Origin of the sequence: Sorangium sp. So ce302 (assembly GCF_051530145.1) — a bacterium.
GTDB classification, from domain to species: Bacteria; Myxococcota_A; Polyangia; order Polyangiales; family Polyangiaceae; genus Sorangium; species Sorangium cellulosum_B.
The window spans coordinates 8,446,475-8,466,349 of record NZ_CP150326.1; the positions used below are offsets into that span (position 1 = coordinate 8,446,475).

15 protein-coding genes are annotated in these 19,875 nt (G+C 74.2%); 6 read left to right on the plus strand and 9 right to left on the minus strand.

Going from position 1 to position 19,875, the window contains the following annotated elements:
• Positions 1-67 precede the first annotated feature (67 nt).
• Positions 68-2,359, minus strand: coding sequence for a M20/M25/M40 family metallo-hydrolase (locus tag WME73_RS31980; RefSeq protein WP_437912003.1), 2,292 nt, complete (start codon positions 2,357-2,359; stop codon positions 68-70).
• A 15-nt stretch (positions 2,360-2,374) separates the two neighbouring features.
• On the minus strand, positions 2,375-4,636 hold the full coding sequence (locus WME73_RS31985; RefSeq protein ID WP_437912004.1) for a hypothetical protein: 2,262 nt from the start codon (positions 4,634-4,636) through the stop codon (positions 2,375-2,377).
• Positions 4,637-4,983: 347 nt separating this feature from the next.
• On the opposite strand from WME73_RS31985, the gene WME73_RS31990 reads away from it, so the two are divergent.
• Complete coding sequence (locus WME73_RS31990) at positions 4,984-5,268, plus strand: hypothetical protein (RefSeq protein ID WP_437740143.1); 285 nt, start codon at positions 4,984-4,986, stop codon at positions 5,266-5,268.
• A 34-nt stretch (positions 5,269-5,302) separates the two neighbouring features.
• Here the strand turns inward: WME73_RS31990 and WME73_RS31995 are convergent, their stop codons facing one another.
• Together WME73_RS31995 and yedA are read right to left on the minus strand one after the other, a co-directional pair.
• On the minus strand, positions 5,303-6,400 hold the full coding sequence (locus WME73_RS31995) for an SMP-30/gluconolactonase/LRE family protein (RefSeq protein WP_437912005.1): 1,098 nt from the start codon (positions 6,398-6,400) through the stop codon (positions 5,303-5,305).
• Positions 6,401-6,549: 149 nt separating this feature from the next.
• Positions 6,550-7,728 (minus strand): drug/metabolite exporter YedA, encoded by a 1,179-nt coding sequence (yedA, locus tag WME73_RS32000; protein ID WP_437912006.1) that lies wholly within the window; start codon positions 7,726-7,728, stop codon positions 6,550-6,552.
• 160 nt (positions 7,729-7,888) lie between these two features.
• Between yedA and WME73_RS32005 the strand changes: the two genes are divergently transcribed.
• From WME73_RS32005 to WME73_RS32025, 5 genes are all read left to right on the plus strand, one after another.
• Positions 7,889-9,343, plus strand: a complete 1,455-nt coding sequence (locus WME73_RS32005; protein WP_437740146.1) for a PLP-dependent aminotransferase family protein — start codon at positions 7,889-7,891, stop codon at positions 9,341-9,343.
• Positions 9,344-9,455: 112 nt separating this feature from the next.
• A complete protein-coding gene (locus WME73_RS32010; RefSeq protein WP_437912007.1) occupies positions 9,456-11,252 on the plus strand; it encodes a hypothetical protein in 1,797 nt (598 codons plus the stop codon).
• A gap of 94 nt (positions 11,253-11,346) precedes the next feature.
• Complete coding sequence (locus tag WME73_RS32015; protein WP_437740148.1) at positions 11,347-11,793, plus strand: Rrf2 family transcriptional regulator; 447 nt, start codon at positions 11,347-11,349, stop codon at positions 11,791-11,793.
• Positions 11,794-12,014: 221 nt separating this feature from the next.
• Positions 12,015-12,338, plus strand: coding sequence for a thioredoxin (trxA, locus tag WME73_RS32020; RefSeq protein ID WP_437522675.1), 324 nt, complete (start codon positions 12,015-12,017; stop codon positions 12,336-12,338).
• Between the two features lie 319 nt (positions 12,339-12,657).
• Positions 12,658-14,715, plus strand: coding sequence for a serine/threonine protein kinase (locus tag WME73_RS32025; RefSeq protein ID WP_437912008.1), 2,058 nt, complete (start codon positions 12,658-12,660; stop codon positions 14,713-14,715).
• Between the two features lie 6 nt (positions 14,716-14,721).
• Here WME73_RS32025 and WME73_RS32030 read toward each other — a convergent pair whose 3' ends face one another.
• The 5 genes from WME73_RS32030 to WME73_RS32050 all read right to left on the minus strand — a co-directional run bounded on the left by WME73_RS32030 (position 14,722) and on the right by WME73_RS32050 (position 19,874).
• Positions 14,722-16,065: a hypothetical protein gene (locus WME73_RS32030; protein WP_437912009.1), complete on the minus strand. Its 1,344-nt coding sequence runs from the start codon at positions 16,063-16,065 to the stop codon at positions 14,722-14,724.
• A gap of 70 nt (positions 16,066-16,135) precedes the next feature.
• Entirely contained in the window at positions 16,136-17,881 is a 1,746-nt protein-coding gene (sat, locus tag WME73_RS32035) for a sulfate adenylyltransferase (RefSeq protein WP_437740151.1), read from the minus strand.
• Positions 17,882-18,010: 129 nt separating this feature from the next.
• Positions 18,011-18,583, minus strand: coding sequence for a Mov34/MPN/PAD-1 family protein (locus tag WME73_RS32040; RefSeq protein WP_437912010.1), 573 nt, complete (start codon positions 18,581-18,583; stop codon positions 18,011-18,013).
• Positions 18,577-19,527 (minus strand): PLP-dependent cysteine synthase family protein, encoded by a 951-nt coding sequence (locus tag WME73_RS32045; protein WP_437740153.1) that lies wholly within the window; start codon positions 19,525-19,527, stop codon positions 18,577-18,579. Before WME73_RS32045 ends, WME73_RS32040 begins: the two co-directional genes overlap by 7 nt.
• Complete coding sequence (locus WME73_RS32050) at positions 19,524-19,874, minus strand: hypothetical protein (protein ID WP_437912011.1); 351 nt, start codon at positions 19,872-19,874, stop codon at positions 19,524-19,526. The genes WME73_RS32045 and WME73_RS32050 overlap by 4 nt, the downstream gene beginning before the upstream one ends.
• Position 19,875: the final 1 nt, after the last annotated feature.

Here is a 19,875-nt window from a genome sequence, read left to right on the forward strand (position 1 = left end):
GACTGATCCCGCTCCACCTCTCCTGCCCAGCGAGGGCGGCGGGCCCGCTTCCGCGAGCCCGCCGGGGCTAAGGCTGGAACGACCCGCTGACGAACGTCGAATCGGCGAGGCGGTACGGCGCGCCCATGATCTCCCTGGGCCGCGACCCGCGCACGAGCTCGCGCGGGAGCTCGTAGGTCTGGTCCATCAGCCGGATCTCGATCGGCCCGGAGTCCTCGACCTCCAGCGACCACTCGATACCTCCCGGCGGCAAACCCATGTAGGTGAACCCCCAGCGGACATCGCGCTTCGCGTCGGCCGCGCGACCCCGCTCCTCCACGCCCTTTCCGTCCACCTCGGCGCGGATCACCCGGTTCGGGGACGTCACCTCGGCGAACAGCCAGGGGGCTCCCCGGGATGAGGCGACGCGGAGCCGGAGCGCCCGCACGCCGGCGCGCCGGACATCGCCGAGCACCGTGAGCGACGGCGCCGGCAGGGCGAGGGCCGGCGCCTCGCCCTGGCGCGTCACGCGCACGAACGGCACGGCGAACGAGGGCGCCTGCCCGCGATTGTCCGGGAAGTACGCGGCGGTCCACGGGTCGAGGTCGCGGTCGGCCGAGAGCCAGTGGGCCTCCCCGGCGGCGGTGTCGACCGCGTAGGCGAGGCTCGCCGGTCGGGGCCGCGCCTCGGTGAAGCCCGTGGTGGCGCAGGCGACGAGGAGCGCCGTGAGGCCGGAGACGCCGAACGCGAGCGAGAGCCGCGGCGAGCGGCCGCCGCCGAGCAGCTCGGCGTGCGGCAGGAAGAGCCCGAAGACGAGCGCGACGGCCAGGGCCGGCACCGCCGCCTTCGGCAGGCCCAGCGCGACGAAGAACAGGTACGGGCCGGGCACGGCCAGCGCGACCGCCGGCACCGCGGTCGCGACGAGGACCGCGGCGTCCGCGAGCGTGGGCGGGGCGTCGCCGCGCCGGATCGTCACCGCCGCGAGCCCGAGCAGGGCGAACGCGAGCGGCCAGGCGAAGTAGAAGCTCGCGCCCGGCATGAGCAGACTCGCCGCGACGAGGAGCAACATCCACAGGAGCAGCGCGCCGAGGGCGAGCTCGCACGCGCCGAGCCGCCGCCGGAAGAACCGGTAGCCCGCCGCGGAGGCCGCGAGCGCGGCGAGCGCGAGCGCGAGCCGGTACGCGGGCGCGTTGTACGGCTCGAACGGCATCACCCGGAGGGCCGGGTGCACGCTGCGGAGGATCCACGCGAGCCCGCCCACGGCCGCGGCGACGCCGGCGAGCAGCGCCAGGAAGGCGAGGAGCCCCGCGGCGATCCGGCCCGGCGAAGCGGCCCGCCGCCGCCCCGCGTGGAGCACCACGCCCGCGAACAGGCAGGTGACCAGCGCGGCGATCGGGAGCGTCCAGCCGATCGGGTGCGAGACGAGGTGGGCGCCCCACGTGTTGAAGTACACCGCATCTCCGCGCCCGGGATCCCGCAGGTCGAGCGCGCCGAAGCGCCGCGCGAGCGAGAGCGCGTAGTCGCCGGCGTGCTGCACGCTCCGGAGGTCGAGGTTGCCCACGGTGTCGGACGGGGCGTGGTAGTGCGCGGCGTCGTCGGTGAAGGCGAAGTTCAGCCCGGGGATCCCGGCCCGCTTGAAGACGCTGAGATCGGTGCTGTGGCCCATGCGCCGCGCGACCTCGGGGAAGAGCGACGACGCCACCGGGTAGGCCGCGGCGCTGGCGAGCTCGCGGACGGGGAAGGCGTCGCCGGGCCCGGTGTCGAACATCGCGACCACGCCGCCGGCCCCGCGGGCGTCGAAGTTGAGCGCGATCCCCACCTCGCCGCGCAGCGGGTGCTCGTCCATGAACGCCTTGCCGCCGAGGACGCCTCCCTCCTCCGCGTCGGTGAACAGGAGCAGCACGTCGTTGCGCAGCGGAGGGCCGCTCTTCAGGGCGCGCAGCGCCTCCAGGAGCGCCGCCACCCCGCTGCCGTCGTCGGCGGCGCCCGGGCTGCCGGGCACCGAGTCGTAGTGCGCGACGAGCGCGACCGCCCGGGTGCTGTCCGCGCCCGGCAGCCGCGCCACGATGTTCTCGACGTGCGCCGCGTCGTACGGCAGGCCCCACTGCCGGCTGAGGACCGAGGCGCGCTGCACCTCGGGCTGCACGCCGAGCTTCGAGAGCTCCGCGAGCAGGTAGTCGCGCGCCCGCCGGTGGCCCGCCGAGCCGGTGGGGCGCGGCTCGGCCGCGATCTGCGCGAGGTGCGCCCTGGCCCGCTCGGCCGAGAACACCTCGGGCGGCGCGCTCGCCGGGACGACGTCGGGAGGGCTCAGCTGCGCGATGCGGAGCGCGACCAGCGCGAGGAGCGCGAGGGCCGCTGCGAGGCGAGGAGACCACGCCATGGCGGTCGGTCGGCCTCAGCGCAGCGGCGCCGGAGGCTCCCCCTGGGCGACGTCGTCCTCGGGCCTGCGCGCGAGGCGCGCGGCCGCGCGACGGTAGAGCTCCGTGAGCGGCGCGCGGTGCGCGGCGAGGAGCACCGTCACCCCGGCCAGCCACAGGAGCACGAGCGGCACGAGCGCCGAGGAGGTCGTGTAGACGAGCACGGGGCGGAAGGCGCGCTCGCGCGTGACGAGCTCGCGGCGCGCTCGAACGGCCCGCTCGTAGTCCGGGAGCGACAGCGCGACCGGCGTCACCCCCTCCAGCACCGCGCCTCCAGGGGCGAGCGCGCCGCCGCCCTTGGGCAGATCGTCGTCCTTCGCCCTGCGCACGGCGGCGGGCGCCGGCGCCGCCGACTCGCTGTACGTCGAGTTCCAGCGCTCCGCCCTGTAGCTCCTCGCCGAGACGGCGAAGAGCCCGACCAGGAGCGCCAGGCCGCCCAGGCAGAGCAGCACCACCATCGCGGCGGCGCGGCCACGGCCTCCGAGGAGCCGCCCCGCGAGCCACGCCGCCACGGCCGTCGCGATGCCGACCAGCAGCGCCACGAACGTCGCGGGCGCCAGGAACCACAGGCCCGCCATGAGCAGCCCGCCCAGCGCGCGCAGCGCGCGCACGCGCCCGCGGCTCGCCGCCCCGCCGGGGCGGACGGCGATCCACGCGGCCACGAAGCCGATCGCCACCGCGAAGGCGTCGCCCGCGTCCGCGAACCACACCGGCCGGTCGCCGCCGAGCAGCGCGAGCGGCACCACGCGATCGGGCAGCCCGACCGTCAGCGCCACCTCGCTCGCGGTGAGCGGGTAGCTCGGCATCGGCAGCTCCAGCGTTCCTCCGAGCGAGTGCACCGCCGCCTGCGCCAGCGACTGCACCTGGATCGTGTGGCTCCCCGTCTGCAGCGGCACGAGGACCTCCTCCGCGGCCTTGCCCTGGTGCATGATCCGCTGCGCCTTCCCGTCGGTGGCGAGGTAGATCGGCCGCCCGCCCGGCGCGTAGGTCAGGTAATCGATGCCGTTGTTCTCGTAGGTGAGCGCGTCGTCGGCGACGAGGTCTCCGCGCTCGGTCAGGACCAGGGTGCGGCGGTGGTCGCGCACCACCGCGGCGAGGACCTCGACCCCCGAGAGCGGCTCGACGGCGACCTCGACGCGCTGCCCTCGCTGCACGAGCAGGAGCCGCGACGTCGCCTGGGTCCGCGGGATCGGCGACTCGGCGGCGTCGACCTGGCGCGCGTCGCCCTTCACCGTGAGGCGGTGCTCCGCGTCCGACTCGAACAGCCACCACTCGTAGGCGGAGCGCGGATCGGGCGAGAAGGCCCCGACCTTCGGGAGCGTGCCCGAGATCTTCATCTCCGCGGCGCGGCCCGAGGTGGGCAGCACGAGCTCGCCGCCCTCGACCCGGAAGCCGCTCGCGCCCGCGACGTCGAGCACCTTCTCCCCGAACGCGAGCGGCAGGCGCACGACGCCGAGGTCGCTGCCCGACCGCATGACGAGCCGGTACTCGAAGCCGATCTCCCGACCGACCCGCACCGCGCGCGACAGCTGGAAGACCGTGGGGCCCGCGCTCTGCGACCCCGCGCCCCCGTCGGGGGTGAAGTGGAGCGTCGCCCCGCTGAGCCCCGAGAGCCGCGCGCCCTCGGCGACGGAGCCGCCGGTGATGTCGGCCTCGAACGTGTTGAGCGGACCGGCGACCAGGAGCGTGAGGTCGCCCTCGAGCCAGAGGGTGCCCCGGAGCACGAAGCGGCGCGCGGCCGTCCAGAGGTAGTAGTGGTCGTCCTCGAAGCTGATCGGCGCGGCCTCGCGGCGCGACGCAGGCCGTCCATCGTCGAGCGTGGCCTCGATGCGGAGGTGCGCCGGCGGCCCGAAGAGCGGCACGGCCACGGGGCGGTCCGTGAGCACGCCGCCCGAGAGCTCGAACTGGAGCGGCCCCTCCCCCACCGCGCCCGTGATGCGCAGCCGATCGAGCGCGTAACAGCGCTCCTCGCAGCCCCCCGAGCCGCCGCGCTGGTCGACCCAGCGAGAGAGCATTTCCAGCTGTCCAGCCCACGAGTCCGGCGGAGGCCCGTGCGCCTGCGCCTGCGCCGCGGCGCCCTTCGCCGCGGGCGTCGCTGGCGCCGCGCCCGCGGCAGGCGCCGCCGTCGGCGCGTCGGGCGCCTGCCCCATCGAGAGCGACGGAACGACGAGCAGCGACAGCACCACGAGAAGCCACAACAGCGTTGGTGGCGTGGCCTTGTTCCAGCGCGCGAGCGACATAGGGTAACTCCCTTCCTTGACCTGCCGAGCGAACGCGATGGCCGCCGCAGCGTCCTCATCAAACAACCTAGGGAAAAACGACGGCAACAAAATCGACATGAGGCCTTGACAGTTAACGCGTCGCGTCGCAGTGTCGAGGCGTCGCGATTGTGCCTCCGACGAAGCCACAAGGTGGCTCTGTTCGCGGGCACGGCCGTGCGGCGGGGCGCCCCTCGCTCCAGTGCACATCGCGTCTGGCGAGCCCGCGAGAGCGGGCGACGCGCGGGGCACGGGGGTCAACGCTGGATTCATCATTTCTGTACGCCCGCGGTCGTCGCGGGGGGACATATCGAAGTGGGAGGCAGACCATGAGTGAGACCCAGAGCATCACGGAGCCGAAGGCCGAGAACAGCGTGAACGGGAGCGCCGGGCCCGCGCAGGCGGCGGACGCCAGCGCCGGGGCGGCGGTCAAGCCGCCGTTCGTCGAGACGCTGCGCGAGCTGGGCACCTCCTGGGCGGGGGTGGCCATCGGTTACGGGCGGATCGCGCTCGAGGGCGCTGCGCGCGCCCTCGAGCGGTCGGCGGGCAAGCTCGGCGAGCTTCAAGGGAAGCTCAAGAAGGGCGAAGTGGCCGCAGCGGAAGGCGCCCGCTGAGCCTCCCCTCCTGCGCGCCGCCGAGGAGCGTCCATCACGGCGCTTCTGGCGGCGCCGGGACCGGCGCGCCGCCGATGCCGACGGCAACAGCATAGATCGAGCCGGCTGCGCCTCCGACGTAAAGGGTCCTCGCATCGAACCCCGGGCCCGCTCCGAACTGCGCATTGGCCACCCCGGTCGGGAAGCGCGCCAGCAGCTCGGCCTCCCCCAGGGCGGCGCCGCCCGCGTCGAGCCTCACACGATAGAGCGTCCGGTTCTCGTTATCGACCGTGTAGAGGTGACCACACGTATCGAGAACGAGTCCGTCGAGCACGGACGAGGCGACCGTGACCACGAGCGACGGGGGTTCGCCCGGGTTGTTCAGGTCGATCTTGCGGATCTCGCCGGCAGAGGAGTTGGTGTAGAAAACCGCCCATCGCGCCGGGTCGAAGGCGATTCCGTTCGGCTCGCTCACCTCGGGGGCGCCGCTCGCGATCTCGTCGATCGTGGCATCGGGGTTGAGGCGGATCACCCGATCGCCCGCGAGGTCGGTCGCCCAGACGTTGCCCAGCGCGTCCGGAGCGAGGCCGTTCGGGTCCGTGAGGCCTGTCACGTAGTCGTCGACCATTCCGGTCGCCGAGATCTGGACGACGGCGCCCTGGTTCGGCAGCGCCGCCACGAGGGTCCCGTCGGGCCGGTACCGGAGCCCGGGCACGGGGCCCGGGGGGCCCGGCAGAGACGCGAAGTTCGAGGTCCGACCCGTGGCGTCGAAGCGAACGAGGTTCGGCCCCTGCTTGGCGACGAGGTAGCCCCGGCCATCGAACGCGAAGTCCTCGCTGCCGATGAACCCGTCCGTGACCAGCGCCGGCTCGAAGGGCCCGGGCGCGAGCGCCGCACACTCGCCGCTCGGCCCCGCGCCCGCGCCGACTGCCACCCCGCCGCCCTCTCCGGTGCCCGTGGCCGCGCCGCCGCCCTCTCCGGTGCCCGTGGCCGCGCCGCCGCCCTCTCCGGTGCCCGTGGCCACGCCGCCGCCTTCTCCGGCGCTCGCGCTCGCACCGCTGCTCGACGCAGCGCCGACGTGGCCGCCGCTGCACGCCGACGGCGCCCCGAACAGGAGCAGCGCCCAGCCGAGCAGCCGGTACCCTCTCTTCATCTAGCTCGCCTCCTCGCCGCGCACACTACACGCCGCCTCCCGCATTGCCTACGGTCGACGGCGCGCGCCCGGGGCGCGAAGGCGGCCGGCGCGACGCGCCGTGGGAGCGGGGCGGGGTGGGGGTGGCCCGTGAGCGCAGCGCAGCGCGCCTAGCGCCGCGAGACGATGACGACGCCGGCGCCGACGATGGCCGCCGCGGCCCAGGTCGTCGCGGAGGCCCGCTCGCCGCCGAGCAGGACGCCGAGCGCGATGGCGACGATCGGGTTCACGTACGCGTAGCTCGTCGCGATCGCCGGGCGCGTGCTCCGGAGCAGGTACGTGTACGCGCTGAGGGCCACGATCGATCCGAACACCGCCAGATAGGCGAGCGCGAGGAGCGACCGCGATGAGGGCGCCGCCGCGAGGTGCTCGCCCGAGAGCGCGCTCACCCCGAGCATCACCGCGCCGCCCGCGAGCATCTCCGCCGCGACCGCCATCGGCCCTTCCGGGAGCGGCAGCGAGCGGCTGTACAGCGAGCCGAGCGCCCACGACACGGGGGCCAGCAAGATGAGCAGGGCCCCGGCGTGCGCCGCGTGGAGAGCGCCGCCGAGGTGGAGCAGCGCCGCGCCTGCGAACCCGACGAGGAGCCCGATCCACTCGCGCCGGGAGACCGCCGGGGCGCCGGCGGGCGCGCCGCCGGCGGCGCCCCGGCCTCGCGCGGTGGCGAAGAGCGCAAGCCAGAGCGGCATCGTGGACACCACGACCGCGGCGACGCCCGAGCTCACCCACTGCTGCGAGACGACGACGAACCCGTTGCCGAAGACGAGCAGCAGCACCCCGACCCGCGCCGCCGCGCCCCACTGCCGCAGCGTCGGCCGCGGGGCGCCGCGCAGCCGGAGCACGCCGTAGAGCAGCGCGCCCGCCGTCATGAAGCGCGTCCCGGCCAGCAAGAAGGGCGGCATCGTCTCGAGCGCGACCGAGACCGCCAGGTACGTCGAGCCCCAGATCACGTACAGCGCGAGGAGCGAGAGCAGCACCAGCCAGCTCCCCCGCGCCCTCGCCAGCGCCGCGCGCGCCGTCTTCCCTGCCTCGCCTCTCGCCACCGCGATCTGCGCCGGCTCGAGCGCCTCCACCACGAGGAGCCCGCGCCCCTCGCCGCCATAGCTGGAGCCGGCCTCCAGCACCACGTCCTCCGGCTCCCCCTCGCGGGTGATCCAGACCGCGCCGGCGGTACAGCTCAGGAGCAGCGGGCCGCCCCGCAGGCGGTGCGTCCACAGGCGCCCCTTCCCGAGCTCGATCCGCGACGCCTCCCGGAGGCGCGATGGCGGCTCCGAAACAAGTGAGGTCAACTTCATGCCCTGAAGGGTGGGGCCAAGCGAGCGACCGGTACAGAGGCAGTCGGTTGGTAATTGAGGCCGGTACAGTTTCCGGAACAGGCGACTGTGCTGGTCCTCACGCCCGGCAGCTGTACCGGTACCGCAGGGCCCGCCCGGCTGTACACTTCGTCTCGTGCAGGTGCAGGCGCCCATCGAAGCGGAGGACGAGGCCCACCTCTACGACCGCGTCGCCGCGCACGTCGCGGATCTGATCGCGCGCGGCGCGCTGCGGCCGGGCGACCGGATCCCGTCGGTGCGGCGGCTCAGCCGGCAGCAGGGGGTCAGCGTCGCGACGGTGCTGCAGGCGTACATGCAGCTCGAGAACCGCGGGCTCATCGAGGCACGCCCGCAGTCGGGGCACTACGTCCGCGCCCGCCGGGGCACGGCGCTGCCCGAGCCCCGGGCCGCGCGCGCCTGCACCACCGCCACGCGGGTCAGCGTGAAGAGCCTCGTCTCCAAGGTCTACCGGGCGTGCCGGGACCCGCACATCGTCCCGTTCGGCGCGGCGTGCCCGAGCCCGGAGCTCCTGCCGACCGACAAGCTGAACCGGATCCTCAGCGCGATCGCGCGGAGCGCGGGCGGCGCCGGCGTCTCGTACGATCCGCCGCCCGGCCTGCCGGCGTTGCGGCGGCAGATCGCCCGGCGCTCGGTCGAGTGGGGCGTCGCGCTCTCCCCCGACGACATCGTGACGACGGTCGGCGCCATGGAGGCGCTCCACCTCTGCCTGCGCGCGGTCGCCCGCCGGGGCGACACGGTCGCGCTGGAGTCGCCGGCGTACTACGGGCTCCTCCAGCTCATCGAGAGCCTCGGCATCAAGGCGATCGAGGTCCCGTCGCACCCCCGCACCGGCATGGACCTCGACGTCCTCGAGGAGATGCTGGGCCGCCACCGCATCAAGGCGTGCCTCGCGATCCCGAACTTCAACAACCCCCTCGGCAGCGCCATGCCCGACGAGGCGAAGGAGCGCCTCGTCGCGATGCTCGCGCGCCGCGAGGTGCCGCTCATCGAGGACGACATCTACGGCGACCTGCACTTCGGCGACGTCCGCCCCCGCCCCGCCAAGGCGTTCGACAAGAAGGGCCTCGTGATGCTCTGCTCGTCGTTCACGAAGACGGTGGCGCCGGGCTACCGGGTCGGCTGGACGGCGCCCGGCCGCTTCCTCGACGAGGTCGAGCAGCTCAAGTTCGCGCAGAGCGTGGCGACCGCGACGCTGCCGCAGATGGCGATCGCCGAGTTCCTCGAGATCGGCGGGTACGACCACCACCTGCGGACGCTCCGGCGCCGGCTCGCCGCCCAGGTCGCGCGCATGAGCGAGGCGATCGCCGAGCACTTCCCGCCCGGCACCCGCGTCTCGCGCCCCGCCGGCGGCTTCGTGCTCTGGGTCGAGCTGCCGCCCGGCACGAGCGCGCTCGACGTGCACGAGCGCGCGCTCGAGCACGGCATCAGCGTCGCGCCGGGGCCGATCTTCTCGGCCAAGCACCGCTTCTCGAACTACATCCGGGTGAACTGCGGCTACCCGTTCACGGAGCTCAGCGAGCACGCGGTCCGGACGCTCGGACGGATCTGCGCCGAGACCGCCGAGGGATGACGCGGTGGACGGCCGCGGCCCCGGCGGCGGCCGGCGCGCCCTGGATGCCGTACCCGCGCTGAAGTAGAACCTTCCCTCTCGATCGAGCGCCCGCCCCGACAAGCCCACGCCCTTGCGCCCCCGACATCCCGCGTCCCTTCCTTCGCCCGCGCCCCCGCCGACGCCCGCGCTGCGGCCTGCGCTCCCGATCCTGCCTGCGCACCGCCCGCCCGAGCCCGCCCGCGCTGCAGCTCCATCGCCAGCCCGCGCCGCCTGGGCGCTCGCGGCCTCGCTCGCCGCCCTGCCCGCCTGCGGCGCCGGGGCGATCGCGTCGCCGGGCACGCGAGCGCCGGAGACGCTGCGCGCGCTGCCGGATCGCATCGACGGCAGCACCCTCCTCGGCGGGGACGCGCAGCGCGCAGCGCAGGCGGGCGCGAGCGCGCTCCGGGTGATCGGCGCGGACATGGCGTCCGACGGCGATCGGCTCGGCGCCTTCGTCGAGGTGCCCGCCGGCGAGTGCATGCTCGCGATGGCGCGGGTCTCGCCGACGATCAGCGACGTCGACCTGTTCGCCTTCGAGGACGACGGCAGCGCCTTCTCGACGGACGAGGCCGCCGACGCGCGCGCGTCCATCCTCGTCTGCCCGCCGCACCCGCGGAGGCTCTATGTCATGGCGCGCGTGATGTCGGGCGCCGGGGCGGTGAGCGTCGGCGTGCAGAGCGTCCCGGTCAAGGCGGCCGACGCGGTCGCCCGCGCCGTCGGCGCGCGCGGCAGGTCCGGCGACGAGAGCGGGCGCCTCGAGTCGTGGCCCGGCCTGGAGGCGAAGATCAGGGCGCGCCGCGCCGCGGTCGGCGCGCGCTGGGACGACGTCCGGCGCGTCGCGCTGCCCGTCGGATCGAGGACCGCGAGCCGGATCGGCGCCACCCTCGACGGCGGCCGCTGCCTCGACGTGCTCGTCTCCCCGAGCGACGAGGTCGCCTCGCTCGAGGTGGTCGCGGAGGACGAGACCGGCAGGGTCGTCGCGCGCGCGCGCGAGCGGGGCAAGGATCGCTCGCTGCTCCTCTGCTCGGCGGTCTCCGTGGAGCTCTCGATCGCGATCCGCTCGCGCGGCACGCAGGGCCTCGTGGCCGTGGTCGTGGGCCGCTCGCAGCCGGGCGCCGAGGCGGAGATCTCCGGCGCCACGCCGATCGAGCGCGTGACCGAGGGCCGCGACCTCGCCGAGGCGCGGGCGGACCACGCCCGCGCGCTCGCCGGCCGGGGCTACGGCGCGCCGCGCGTGTCGACCGGGGCCGCGCGGCTCGGCAGCCGGACGACGCTGCCGATCGAGCTGCCGGCCGGCTGCGCGCGGATCGACGTGCTGGCCGGCAAGCCGCTCGCCGACGTGCTCGCGGAGCTCTGGAGCGAGGGCCACGCCCTCCTCGGCCGCGCCCGGGGCGGCGCCCGGGCGACGCTCTTCACCTGCGGGCGCGGCGGACCCGCCCGCGTCGACGTCGAGTCGATGGCGCAGCCTGGCCCGTTCGCCGTGGAGGTCCGCAAGGAGCCCGAGGCCCCGCCGGCGCTCGTCGCCCATCCGCTCGCCGCCGCGAGGCTGCTCGGGCGCATGAGCGCCGCCGGCCCCGCCGACGCCGCGGGGGCGGCCGGCGCGCAGGCGGTGGGGCTCGACGCCGCGCGCCTCAAGATCCTCCCGCTCCCGATCCCGGCCAACACGTGCGCCGAGGTGATCGTGGCGCTCGACGCCGACGGCGCGGGCGTCGATCTGCGGCTCGTCGACACCTCGACGGGCGAGAGCTCGCTCGCCAGGGCGCGGCACGTCGTGTCCGACAGCCGCTGCGCCGGCCCGGCGGCCGTCCCCGCGTCGATCGAGCTGCGCCTCGCGCACGGCAAGGGAGACGCCCTCGTGCTGATCCGCACCTCGCCCAGGTCGCGCTGAGCGAGCAGGCGCCGAGGCGAGAACGCTCGACCGCCCGCCGCGCCTTGACAGCGGAACCCCCCGAGCCCTCAGATGACGGCCGAGGGGCCGTTCGATGTCCTCGGGTCGCTTCGCCATCGCCACGCACGCCCTCGCGCTGCTCGCCCAGTCCGACGAGAGCTGCGCGAGCGACGCGCTGTCGGCGAGCATCAACACGAACCCGGCCTTCCTGCGGCGCATCCTCGCGCGGCTGTCGCAGGCCGGGCTCATCGAGGCGCGGGAGGGCCGCTCGGGCGGCTATCGCCTGGCGAGGCCGGCCAAGAAGATCCGGCTGAGCGAGGTGTACGCCGCCGTCGAGCCGGAAGGCGCCATCGCGCCGAGCCCGTGCGAGCCGAACGCGAGGTGCCCGATCGGGTCGGGGATCCAGCGGGCGTTCGATGAGGTCGCCGAGGCGGCCAACGCAGGGCTGCTGCGCGGCCTCGCGCAGAAGACCGTCGCGGACATCGCGCTCCGGGCGCAGCACCTCGGCCGCCCTGCGCCTGCGCCGATCAAGGCCGGCTGATCGCGGAGGCGCCTGGCCGCGCGGCGACGCCGCCGGCCTCCTGCCCCGGGCACACGCGAGGCCGCCATCCCTGCGGGCGGCCGAGCCGCTCCCCTGGCAGAAACTGAAACCGTGCATATAACAGTTGGAGCGAGCGTGGCTGTCGAGGATCGGGCCGGCATCGGGCCGGCGCGTCGCAGCCAGGGCCCGCTCACTCCAGCGAAGACCGAAAGGACAGCGCCATGGGCAGCAGCAATGTCATCGAAGTCAACGACCTGAATTTCGCGCAGGAGGTCCTGCAGACGGACACGCCGGTGCTCGTGGACTTCTCGGCATCCTGGTGCGCCCCCTGCAAGCGGCTCGCGCCGATCGTCGATGAGATCGCCGCCGAGACGGCGGGCCAGGTCAAGGTGGTCAAGCTCGACGTCGACGCGTCGCCCGAGGCCGCGCAGCGCTTCGGCATCCGCGGCCTGCCGACGGTGGTCGCCTTCCAGAAGGGCGAGCCCGTCGGGCGGCACGTCGGCCTCACGAACAAGAAGACGCTGCTCGCGCTCCTCGGACGTTGAGCGCGCCGAGAACCTCGAGCGCATCGAGCCTCCGCCGGCGATCGTCCGCGCCGTGACGTGCCCCACATCGCGCCCCCTGCGCGACGGAGACGCCACCACAGCGCGCGCCAGGACCGCTGGACACCCGACATCGACCTTCATTTCGCGAGCGGCTCCCGCCTTCACCCCGACCGCACGGGATGTGCGCGGCGCGCGGCCGTCGCATTGCGCGCCGGCCGTCTTCTACGGACGCAGCATCCCGTTGACATGACCACCCGATACGAGATTTTCTCGTCCGAGGAAGCCCAGCACTCCGCAACGCCGCTCGCTGCCGTCCGTCGTGGCGGTCGAGGGTCGCCACGCGGAGCCCTGCCGGTGTGGGTATTTCTGGCACGGCGCGACCGAGCCTGGCTTCCCGGACGCCATGGCCCTGTTCGACGACGACTTCGAGACGCTCGAGCAGCTCCCCGAGATGCGAAAATCTCGCGGGAAGGGCGGAGATTCGCACGGCCAGAGCCCCACCCCCGTGAGCCTCGGCCGCGCCCGCGCGGAGCTCACGGATCTGTCCAGCGACGGCCCCCGCTACGAGATGCGGTCGCTGCTCGGCGTCGGGGGGATGGGCGAGGTCCACTTCTGCAGGGACCGCCGCATCGGCCGCGACGTGGCCATGAAGGTCATCCGCGCCGAGCACCAGGGCGACACGACGCTGCGCCACCGGTTCCTCCGCGAGGCCCGGGTGCAGGGCCAGCTCGAGCACCCGTCGATCGTGCCCGTCTACGACCTCGGCGTGGACAACAAGGGCTCGGCGTACTTCACGATGAAGCGCCTCCGGGGCCTCACGCTGGCGAGGATCCTGAACGAGCTCCGCGAGGGCGACCCGACGGCGCTCCAGAGCTTCTCGCGCCGCAGGCTGCTCACCGCCTTCTCGTCGGTCTGCATCGCCGTCGACTTCGCGCACTCGCGCGGCGTGCTCCACCGCGACCTCAAGCCCGCCAACATCATGCTCGGCGACTTCGGCGAGGTGTACCTGCTCGACTGGGGCGTCGCGAAGCTCATCGACACGCCGCTCCAGACGATCGACATGGGCGAAGATCCCATGAGCACGCGGACCATCCCGGGCGACGTGCTCGGGACCCTCGGGTACATGTCGCCGGAGCAGGCGCAGGGGTGCGTCGACACGCTCGACGTGCGCAGCGACATCTACTCGCTCGGCGCGATCCTCTTCGAGCTCCTCACGCTCAAGCCGCTGCACCCGAAGAAGGACCGCACCGAGATGCTCGACTCGCTCATTCACGGCGCCGACGCGCGGGCGTCGGTGCGCGCGCCCGAGCGCGAGGTGCCGCCGGAGCTCGACGCGATCTGCGTGACGGCGACGCGGCGCGAGCCCTCCGAGCGCTACCCGTCCGCCCGCGCGCTCTACGAGGCGGTCGAGCGGTTCCTCGACGGCGACAAGGACGTGGAGCTCCGCCGCGACCTCGCGGCGCGGCACGCGGGGCTGGCCGAGGAGCGCGTGACGGAGGCGCTCGCCGGCGGCAAGGAAGCCGAGGGCGCGCGGAAGGCGCTGCTCAGCGAGGTCGGCCAGGCGCTCGCCTTCGATCCGTCCAACGAGCGCGCCCTGGAGACGCTCCGGCGCGTCCTGACCGAGCCGCCGCGCGAGATGCCGGGGGAGGTGCTCGCCGAGCTGGACGCGGCCGCGGCGGCGCGGCACCGGCTGCAGCTGCGCGCGGGCATGCGCGCCGAGCTGCTCGCGACGGCGATCGCGACGCTGGTCGCCGCGGTGTGGCTCGGCATCCGGGAGTGGCAGGTCTTCGCCTTCATCCTGGGCTTCACCGCCCTGGCGGCGCTGATGAAGTTCCTCGCCGCGCGCGTCGTCCACCGCCCGTCCGCGGAGTGGTACGCCTACGCCGGCTTCGTCTTCAACGTGCTCAGCTTCCTGTGCATCGGGCGCGGCTTCGGCCCGCTGCTCTTCATGCCGATGCTGCTCGTCATCCTCACGTACGGCAACTCGTTCACGTACCGGACGGCCTACCGCGTCGCCGTCGTCGTGACCAGCTGCATCGCGGTGCTGGCCGCCGCGTGGATCGAGTACTCGGGCGTCCTGCCCCGCTCGTACGAGTTCGCGGGCGGCGCGATGGTCATCCTGCCCCAGGCCGTCGAGCACTCGAAGATCGCGACGATGACGGCGCTGACGCTGACGACCCTGTTCATGCTTGTCGTGCCGGCGTTCATGATGGGCCAGCACCAGCACGCGCTGCGCGCCGCGGAGCGACGCGCGTTCCTGCAGGCCTGGCAGCTCCGCCAGCTGCTGCCGGAGCGGGCCCAGCCCGGCGCCGCGGCCAGCCCAGGCCCGGAGCAGGCCCCGCGCCGCCGCCCGAGGCGCCCCCACGCCGCGGAGTGAGCGGGGTCAGTCCATCGGCCAGACCGCGACGACCCAGACCGGCGAGCCGCCGCGCGCGGACACGCGGAGGGCGGCGCTCTCCTCGATCTCGGAGCAGAACGCCACGCCGGCGCTCTCGCCGTTCTCGCCGGCGTCGTCGCGCCCGGCGCGGTCGCCGAGCTCGACGGAGATCCGGAGCGCGCGCAGCTCGCCCCGGGCCAGCGCCGCCGCCGCGAAGTAGCAGCGGCCCGGCTCGAGCTGGACCGGGACGAGCGTGTCGCCCTGCGCGCCGATCGCCTCGGCGATCGCCTGCGCGCGCGGCGCGGGCGCGTGGCGGCGGCGCAGCGCGGCGGCCAGGTTGCCCCGGGCGCGCGCGCCGAAGTGCCCCGGCACGAACGCGGACATCGGCCACTGCGCGTCGGACAGCACGACCTTCACCGGCCCCGCGGCCCCGAGGAAAGGCACCTCGACGACCCCCTGCTCGCCCAGGCAGAAATCGAGCCGCGCGTCGGGCGCGTCGGACCTGTCGCGATCGAGCAGCCTGCCCGTGGTCCCCTCGCGCGCCTCGGCGTCGAGGTCGGTCGCGCGGCGCAACGTGGCGCTCGGCACCTCGGCCATCAGGTCGAGGCGGTGGCAGCCCTCGGGGAGCTTGACCGAGAACTGCCCCGTCCCGATCGACGAGGCGCGCATGTCGGTCGGAGCGACGCGCGGCGCCCCTTCCGCGAGCGCGCGCCGCGCGGCCCGCGCGACCCGGGCGTCGAGCGGCCCCGGCTCGGAGGGCCGCCCAGGGTCGCCGCGGGGCGCGACGGGCCCGGACGCGCGCTCCGGCAGGATGGCCTCGACGCGCTCCAGCGGCCCGCTCGACGCGGCGACGACGACATCGAACGCGCTGCGCGTCGACAGCACCTCGATCGCCACGCGGCGCAGCCCCTCGCGCTCGGCCCCGCACCGCGTGACGGCCGCGACCCCGGCGACGCTCAGGACGCGGCGGTCGTCCTCGGGCTCCGCGCCGCGCAGCTGTTGGATGAGGCCCTCGAGGGCGGGGACGCCGCCCGATGGCCCCTCGGGAGAGAGCGTGAACTCCGCCGTGCGCGGCGCGAGGAACGCGGCGGTGAGGCACTCGTCCGCCGCCGCGCCGGCAGCGCCAGCCACGCGGGCCGGGCCGGCGGGCGGATCGATCGCCACGACCCGGGCGCGGCCGTGCTCGAGGAAGGTGGGGGGGAGGCGCGCGACGCGCGCGCCCGAGAGCGACCACATCCGCGCGACGCGCGCGGCGTCGTCGCTGAGATCCGCGCGCGCCGTCGTCCCCGCGGAGACGCCGGCGAGCGCGGCGAGGAGGGAGAGGGCCGCGGCGCGCGCGGCGCGCGCCACGCGCGCCCCGTCTGATGCCGCGCGGCCCCGCTCGGCGGCGCCGCCCGCCGCGGCCCTCAGGCGCCCGCGGCTACGACGAGCTGCGCATCGACTCGATGAGGATGCGCGCGACCTCCGGACGGGAGAACTCAGGCGGCGGCAGCTCGCCGCGCTGGAGCAGCTCGCGCACCTTCGTCCCGGACAGGTTGACCTGCGTCGACGCATCACCAGGCGCCGTCTTCGCCGTGGCCATCGCGCCGACCACCGTCGAGTAGAACGCGTTCTCGAAGTTGAGCGTGGTGATGCCGAGCTCTCCGGGGCTGAAGGCATTGAAGATCTCCTGCGCGTCGTACGTGCCGTAGTAGCTGCCGACGCCGGCGTGATCGCGCCCCACGATGAAGTGGGAGCAGCCGTAGTTCTTGCGCGCCAGCGCGTGGAAGATCGCCTCGCGCGGCCCCGCGTAGCGCATCGCCGCCGGGTAGATCGAGAGGAGCACGCGGTCCTTCACATAGTACTTCGCGATGAGCTCCTCGTAGCAACGCATCCGCACGTCCGCCGGGATGTCGTCCGACTTGGTCGCGCCGACGAGCGGGTGGATCATCAGGCCGTCGCAGATCTCCAGCGCCGTCTTGGTGATGAACTCGTGCGCCCTGTGGATCGGGTTCCGCGTCTGGAACCCGACGATGCGGCGCCAGCCCTTCTCGGCGAAGTACGCCCGCGTCGTCGCCGGGCTCCGGTCGTACGCCGGGAACGCCGAGTCGACGGGCCGCTCCAGCACGCGGATCTCGCCGCCGACGTACACGGGGCCCGTGCTCATCAGGTACGCGACGCCCGGGTGCTTCGTCTCGGTCGTCCGGAACACCTCCTGCGCCTCGATCTCCTTGTTCGGCCGCCACTTGTCGCTCAGCTCGATGACCGCGACGATGCGGCCGTCGCGCGCGCGGAGCGCCGCCTCGGAGCCCACGCGGAGCCCCTCGGCCGCCTGCTCGGAGACGGCGAGCGTGATCGGCATCGACCACGGCAGGCCGCTCTCGAGCCGCATCTCGCGCACGACGCGCAGGTAGTCCTTCGAGTTCATGAAGCCGCGCAGCGGGGAGAACGCCCCGATCGCGATCATTTCGACGTCGCTCTCGGTCCGCTCGTCGAGCTCGATGACCGGCAGCCCCTTCGCCCGCTCCGCGAGCGACGCCTTCGCCGCGCCCTCGACCCACCGGTTCACGAGCTCGCCGCCGTGCGGCGCGATCAGCCCGCGCGCGCCGCCCGCGGCCGCCCCCGCGGCGGCCGCGCCGGACACGGCGACCGCGCCTCCGCGGCGCGGGACGTAGCCGAGCTCCTCGAGCTTGGCGAGGATCTTGGCGAGGCTCTCCTCCTTCGTCTCCTTGCCGGTGTCGACGAGCACCTCGGGGCTCTCGGGCGCCTCGTACGGATCGTCGATGCCCGTGAAGTTCTTGATCTCGCCCGCGAGCGCCTTCTTGTAGAGCCCCTTCGCGTCGCGCTCGGCGAGCACGGGGATCTCGCAGGAGCAGAACACCTCGACGAAGTGGGGGATCTGGGCCCGCTGCTCGTCACGGATCGCCTTGTAAGGGCTGATGGCGGCCGTCATCGCGCACGCGCCCGACCGGGCGATGAGCTTCGCCACGTATCCGATCCGCCGGATGTTCGTATCGCGGTCCTCCTTCGAGAACCCGAGGCCCTTCGAGAGGTTGGTGCGCACCTCGTCGCCGTCGAGCACCTCCACATGGACGGAGCGGGCGCGGAGCTCGGCCGAGAGCATCGCCGCGAGCGTGCTCTTGCCGGCGCCGCTCAAACCGGTGAACCAGACAACAAAACCTGACATTTAGGCAACTCCTTCGATGATGAAGTGACGACTACGGACTCGGCCTCTCCGGGCCTCGGATTCAGATCCCTCAACGAGCGGATGAGGGCTGCGCGAGAGCGCGTCGACGCGCGCCCCGGCGCGATGAGCTCAATCGACGACGGAGAACGTCGACGCGACGAACGCGGCGCCGTCCCACACGAAGAGGCGGTGCTCGGCGATGCGGGGCGCCTCCTCCGGGCGCCCTTCGCCAGAGCCGCCGCGCACGCTGGTGACGAGGAACGCGAGCGGGAACGCCGGCCCGGGCCCCAGCACGATCTGGCCCCCTTCCTCGGCCGGCGGCTCGCCGCCGCTCATCATGGCCGCGTCCGTCGGGCTGAAGTAAGCGCCGGCGTCGAGGTGCGAGTGATAGAGCACCTTCACCGGGCGCCCCGCCGAGGCGCCGTTCTCGACAGCGTCGGAGAAGCGCTTGCCGTTGAAATCGAAGAACGTCCGCGCCGTCCGGAAGTACCGCTCCGGATCGATGGCGTGAAGCTTGTTCGCGATGTTGTCCATCCGGACGTGCTCGTCGCAGAGCAGCGGCTCGGCCGCGGGCCCCTTCAGGTACCCGCAGGCCTCCTCGTCGCGCGCGTAGCCCGCGAGCGCCTCGTCCTCGACCGCCTTGAGCACGCTCGCCTTGAGGACGACCCCACCGGCGGTCCACGGCTGTGGAGACATCACCATAAGTAACGCTTCTCCCATTTCATGGGCGCAAAATAGCGGTCGCCCCGGTCCGGGACAATCGCCACGACGCACCCTCCTTGCTGTTCGCGGTGCAGGCGCTTCGCCACCTCGAAGGCCGCGAAGACGGCCGCGCCGCCCGAGTGCCCCACGTGCAGCGCCTCCTCGCGCGCGAGGCGATCGGACATGTCCCAGCCGTCCTCCGTCGCGATGCGCATCGTCTCGTGGTACGCGCCCTCGTCGTGGATGGCGGGCACGAGCGAGCTCGGCAGGTGCTTGAGCCCCTCCAGCCCGTGGAGCGCCTCCGTGGGCTCCACGGCGATGCAGCGGATCGGGCGGTGGTGCTCGCGCAGCCGCCGGCTCGTCCCGACGATGGTGCCGCTCGTGCCGATGCCGGCCACGAAGTGCGTGATCCTGTCGCCGACCGCCTCCAGGATCTCGCGCGCCGTGCCGTGGTAGTGGGCGAGCGGGTTGTCCTCGTTCGAGTACTGATCCGGGTAGAAGTACCGCTCCGGATCCTTCTCGACCAGCGAGCGCACGAGGCGGATCGCGCCGTCGGAGCCCTCCATCGGGTCGCTGAAGATGAGCTCCGTGCCGAACGCGCGCGCGATGTCCTTGCGCGCCTTCGACACGTTCGACGGCATGACGAGCGCCACCTTGAAGCCCATCGCCGCGCCGAAGAGCGAGTAGGCGACCCCGGTGTTGCCGCTCGTCGAGTCGATGAGCGTCCTCTGGCTGGTGAGGCGGCCGTCCGCGGCGGCGCGGGTCATCATCCGCAGCGCGGCGCGATCCTTCACCGAGCCGCCGGGGTTCGCGAACTCGAGCTTGGCGTAGACCTCGACCGACGGCGTGTCGCGGCCGACGCGCGAGAGGCGCAAGAGCGGCGTGTCGCCCACCGCGTCGACGACCGATCCCAGGCGGCGGGAGCGGGCGAGCGAGTGCCTCATGACGGATCGACCTCCCCCGCGCTCCCCTGCCCCGCGCCCCCCGCGGCGCTGCCCAGAGCCAGCGCGGCGCGCATCTCGGCGAGCGCCGCGCGCGCGCCGGCGAGCACGGCGCGCGCGGCGGGCGAGGCGACGAGGTCCGCGGGCGCGAGCGCGGCGAGGTCGATCGCGCCGTCCGCGAGCGCGCCGAAGCCGGCGCCGCGCGCGTAGCGCTCCGCCACCTCGTGCGCGAGCGGCGGCGCGCCGCTGCCGCCGCCGAGCACGCGCGCCGTCGCCGCCCCGAGCCTCGCCTGTCCCTCTGGACCGATCTCCGCGAGCAACACCTGGCGGAGATAGCGCGGGTCGTCCACC

Excerpts from the sequence above, each read along its gene's own strand:
- WME73_RS31995 (WP_437912005.1), bottom strand. The coding sequence starts at position 6,400 with ATGAAGAGAGGGTACCGGCTGCTCGGCTGGGCGCTGCTCCTGTTCGGG.
- WME73_RS32045 (WP_437740153.1), bottom strand. The coding sequence starts at position 19,527 with ATGAGGCACTCGCTCGCCCGCTCCCGCCGCCTGGGATCGGTCGTCGAC.
- WME73_RS32015 (WP_437740148.1), top strand. The coding sequence starts at position 11,347 with ATGTCCTCGGGTCGCTTCGCCATCGCCACGCACGCCCTCGCGCTGCTC.
- WME73_RS32040 (WP_437912010.1), bottom strand. The coding sequence starts at position 18,583 with ATGGTGATGTCTCCACAGCCGTGGACCGCCGGTGGGGTCGTCCTCAAG.
- WME73_RS31985 (WP_437912004.1), bottom strand. The coding sequence starts at position 4,636 with ATGTCGCTCGCGCGCTGGAACAAGGCCACGCCACCAACGCTGTTGTGG.
- sat (WP_437740151.1), bottom strand. The coding sequence starts at position 17,881 with ATGTCAGGTTTTGTTGTCTGGTTCACCGGTTTGAGCGGCGCCGGCAAG.
- trxA (WP_437522675.1), top strand. The coding sequence starts at position 12,015 with ATGGGCAGCAGCAATGTCATCGAAGTCAACGACCTGAATTTCGCGCAG.
- WME73_RS31980 (WP_437912003.1), bottom strand. The coding sequence starts at position 2,359 with ATGGCGTGGTCTCCTCGCCTCGCAGCGGCCCTCGCGCTCCTCGCGCTG.
- WME73_RS31990 (WP_437740143.1), top strand. The coding sequence starts at position 4,984 with ATGAGTGAGACCCAGAGCATCACGGAGCCGAAGGCCGAGAACAGCGTG.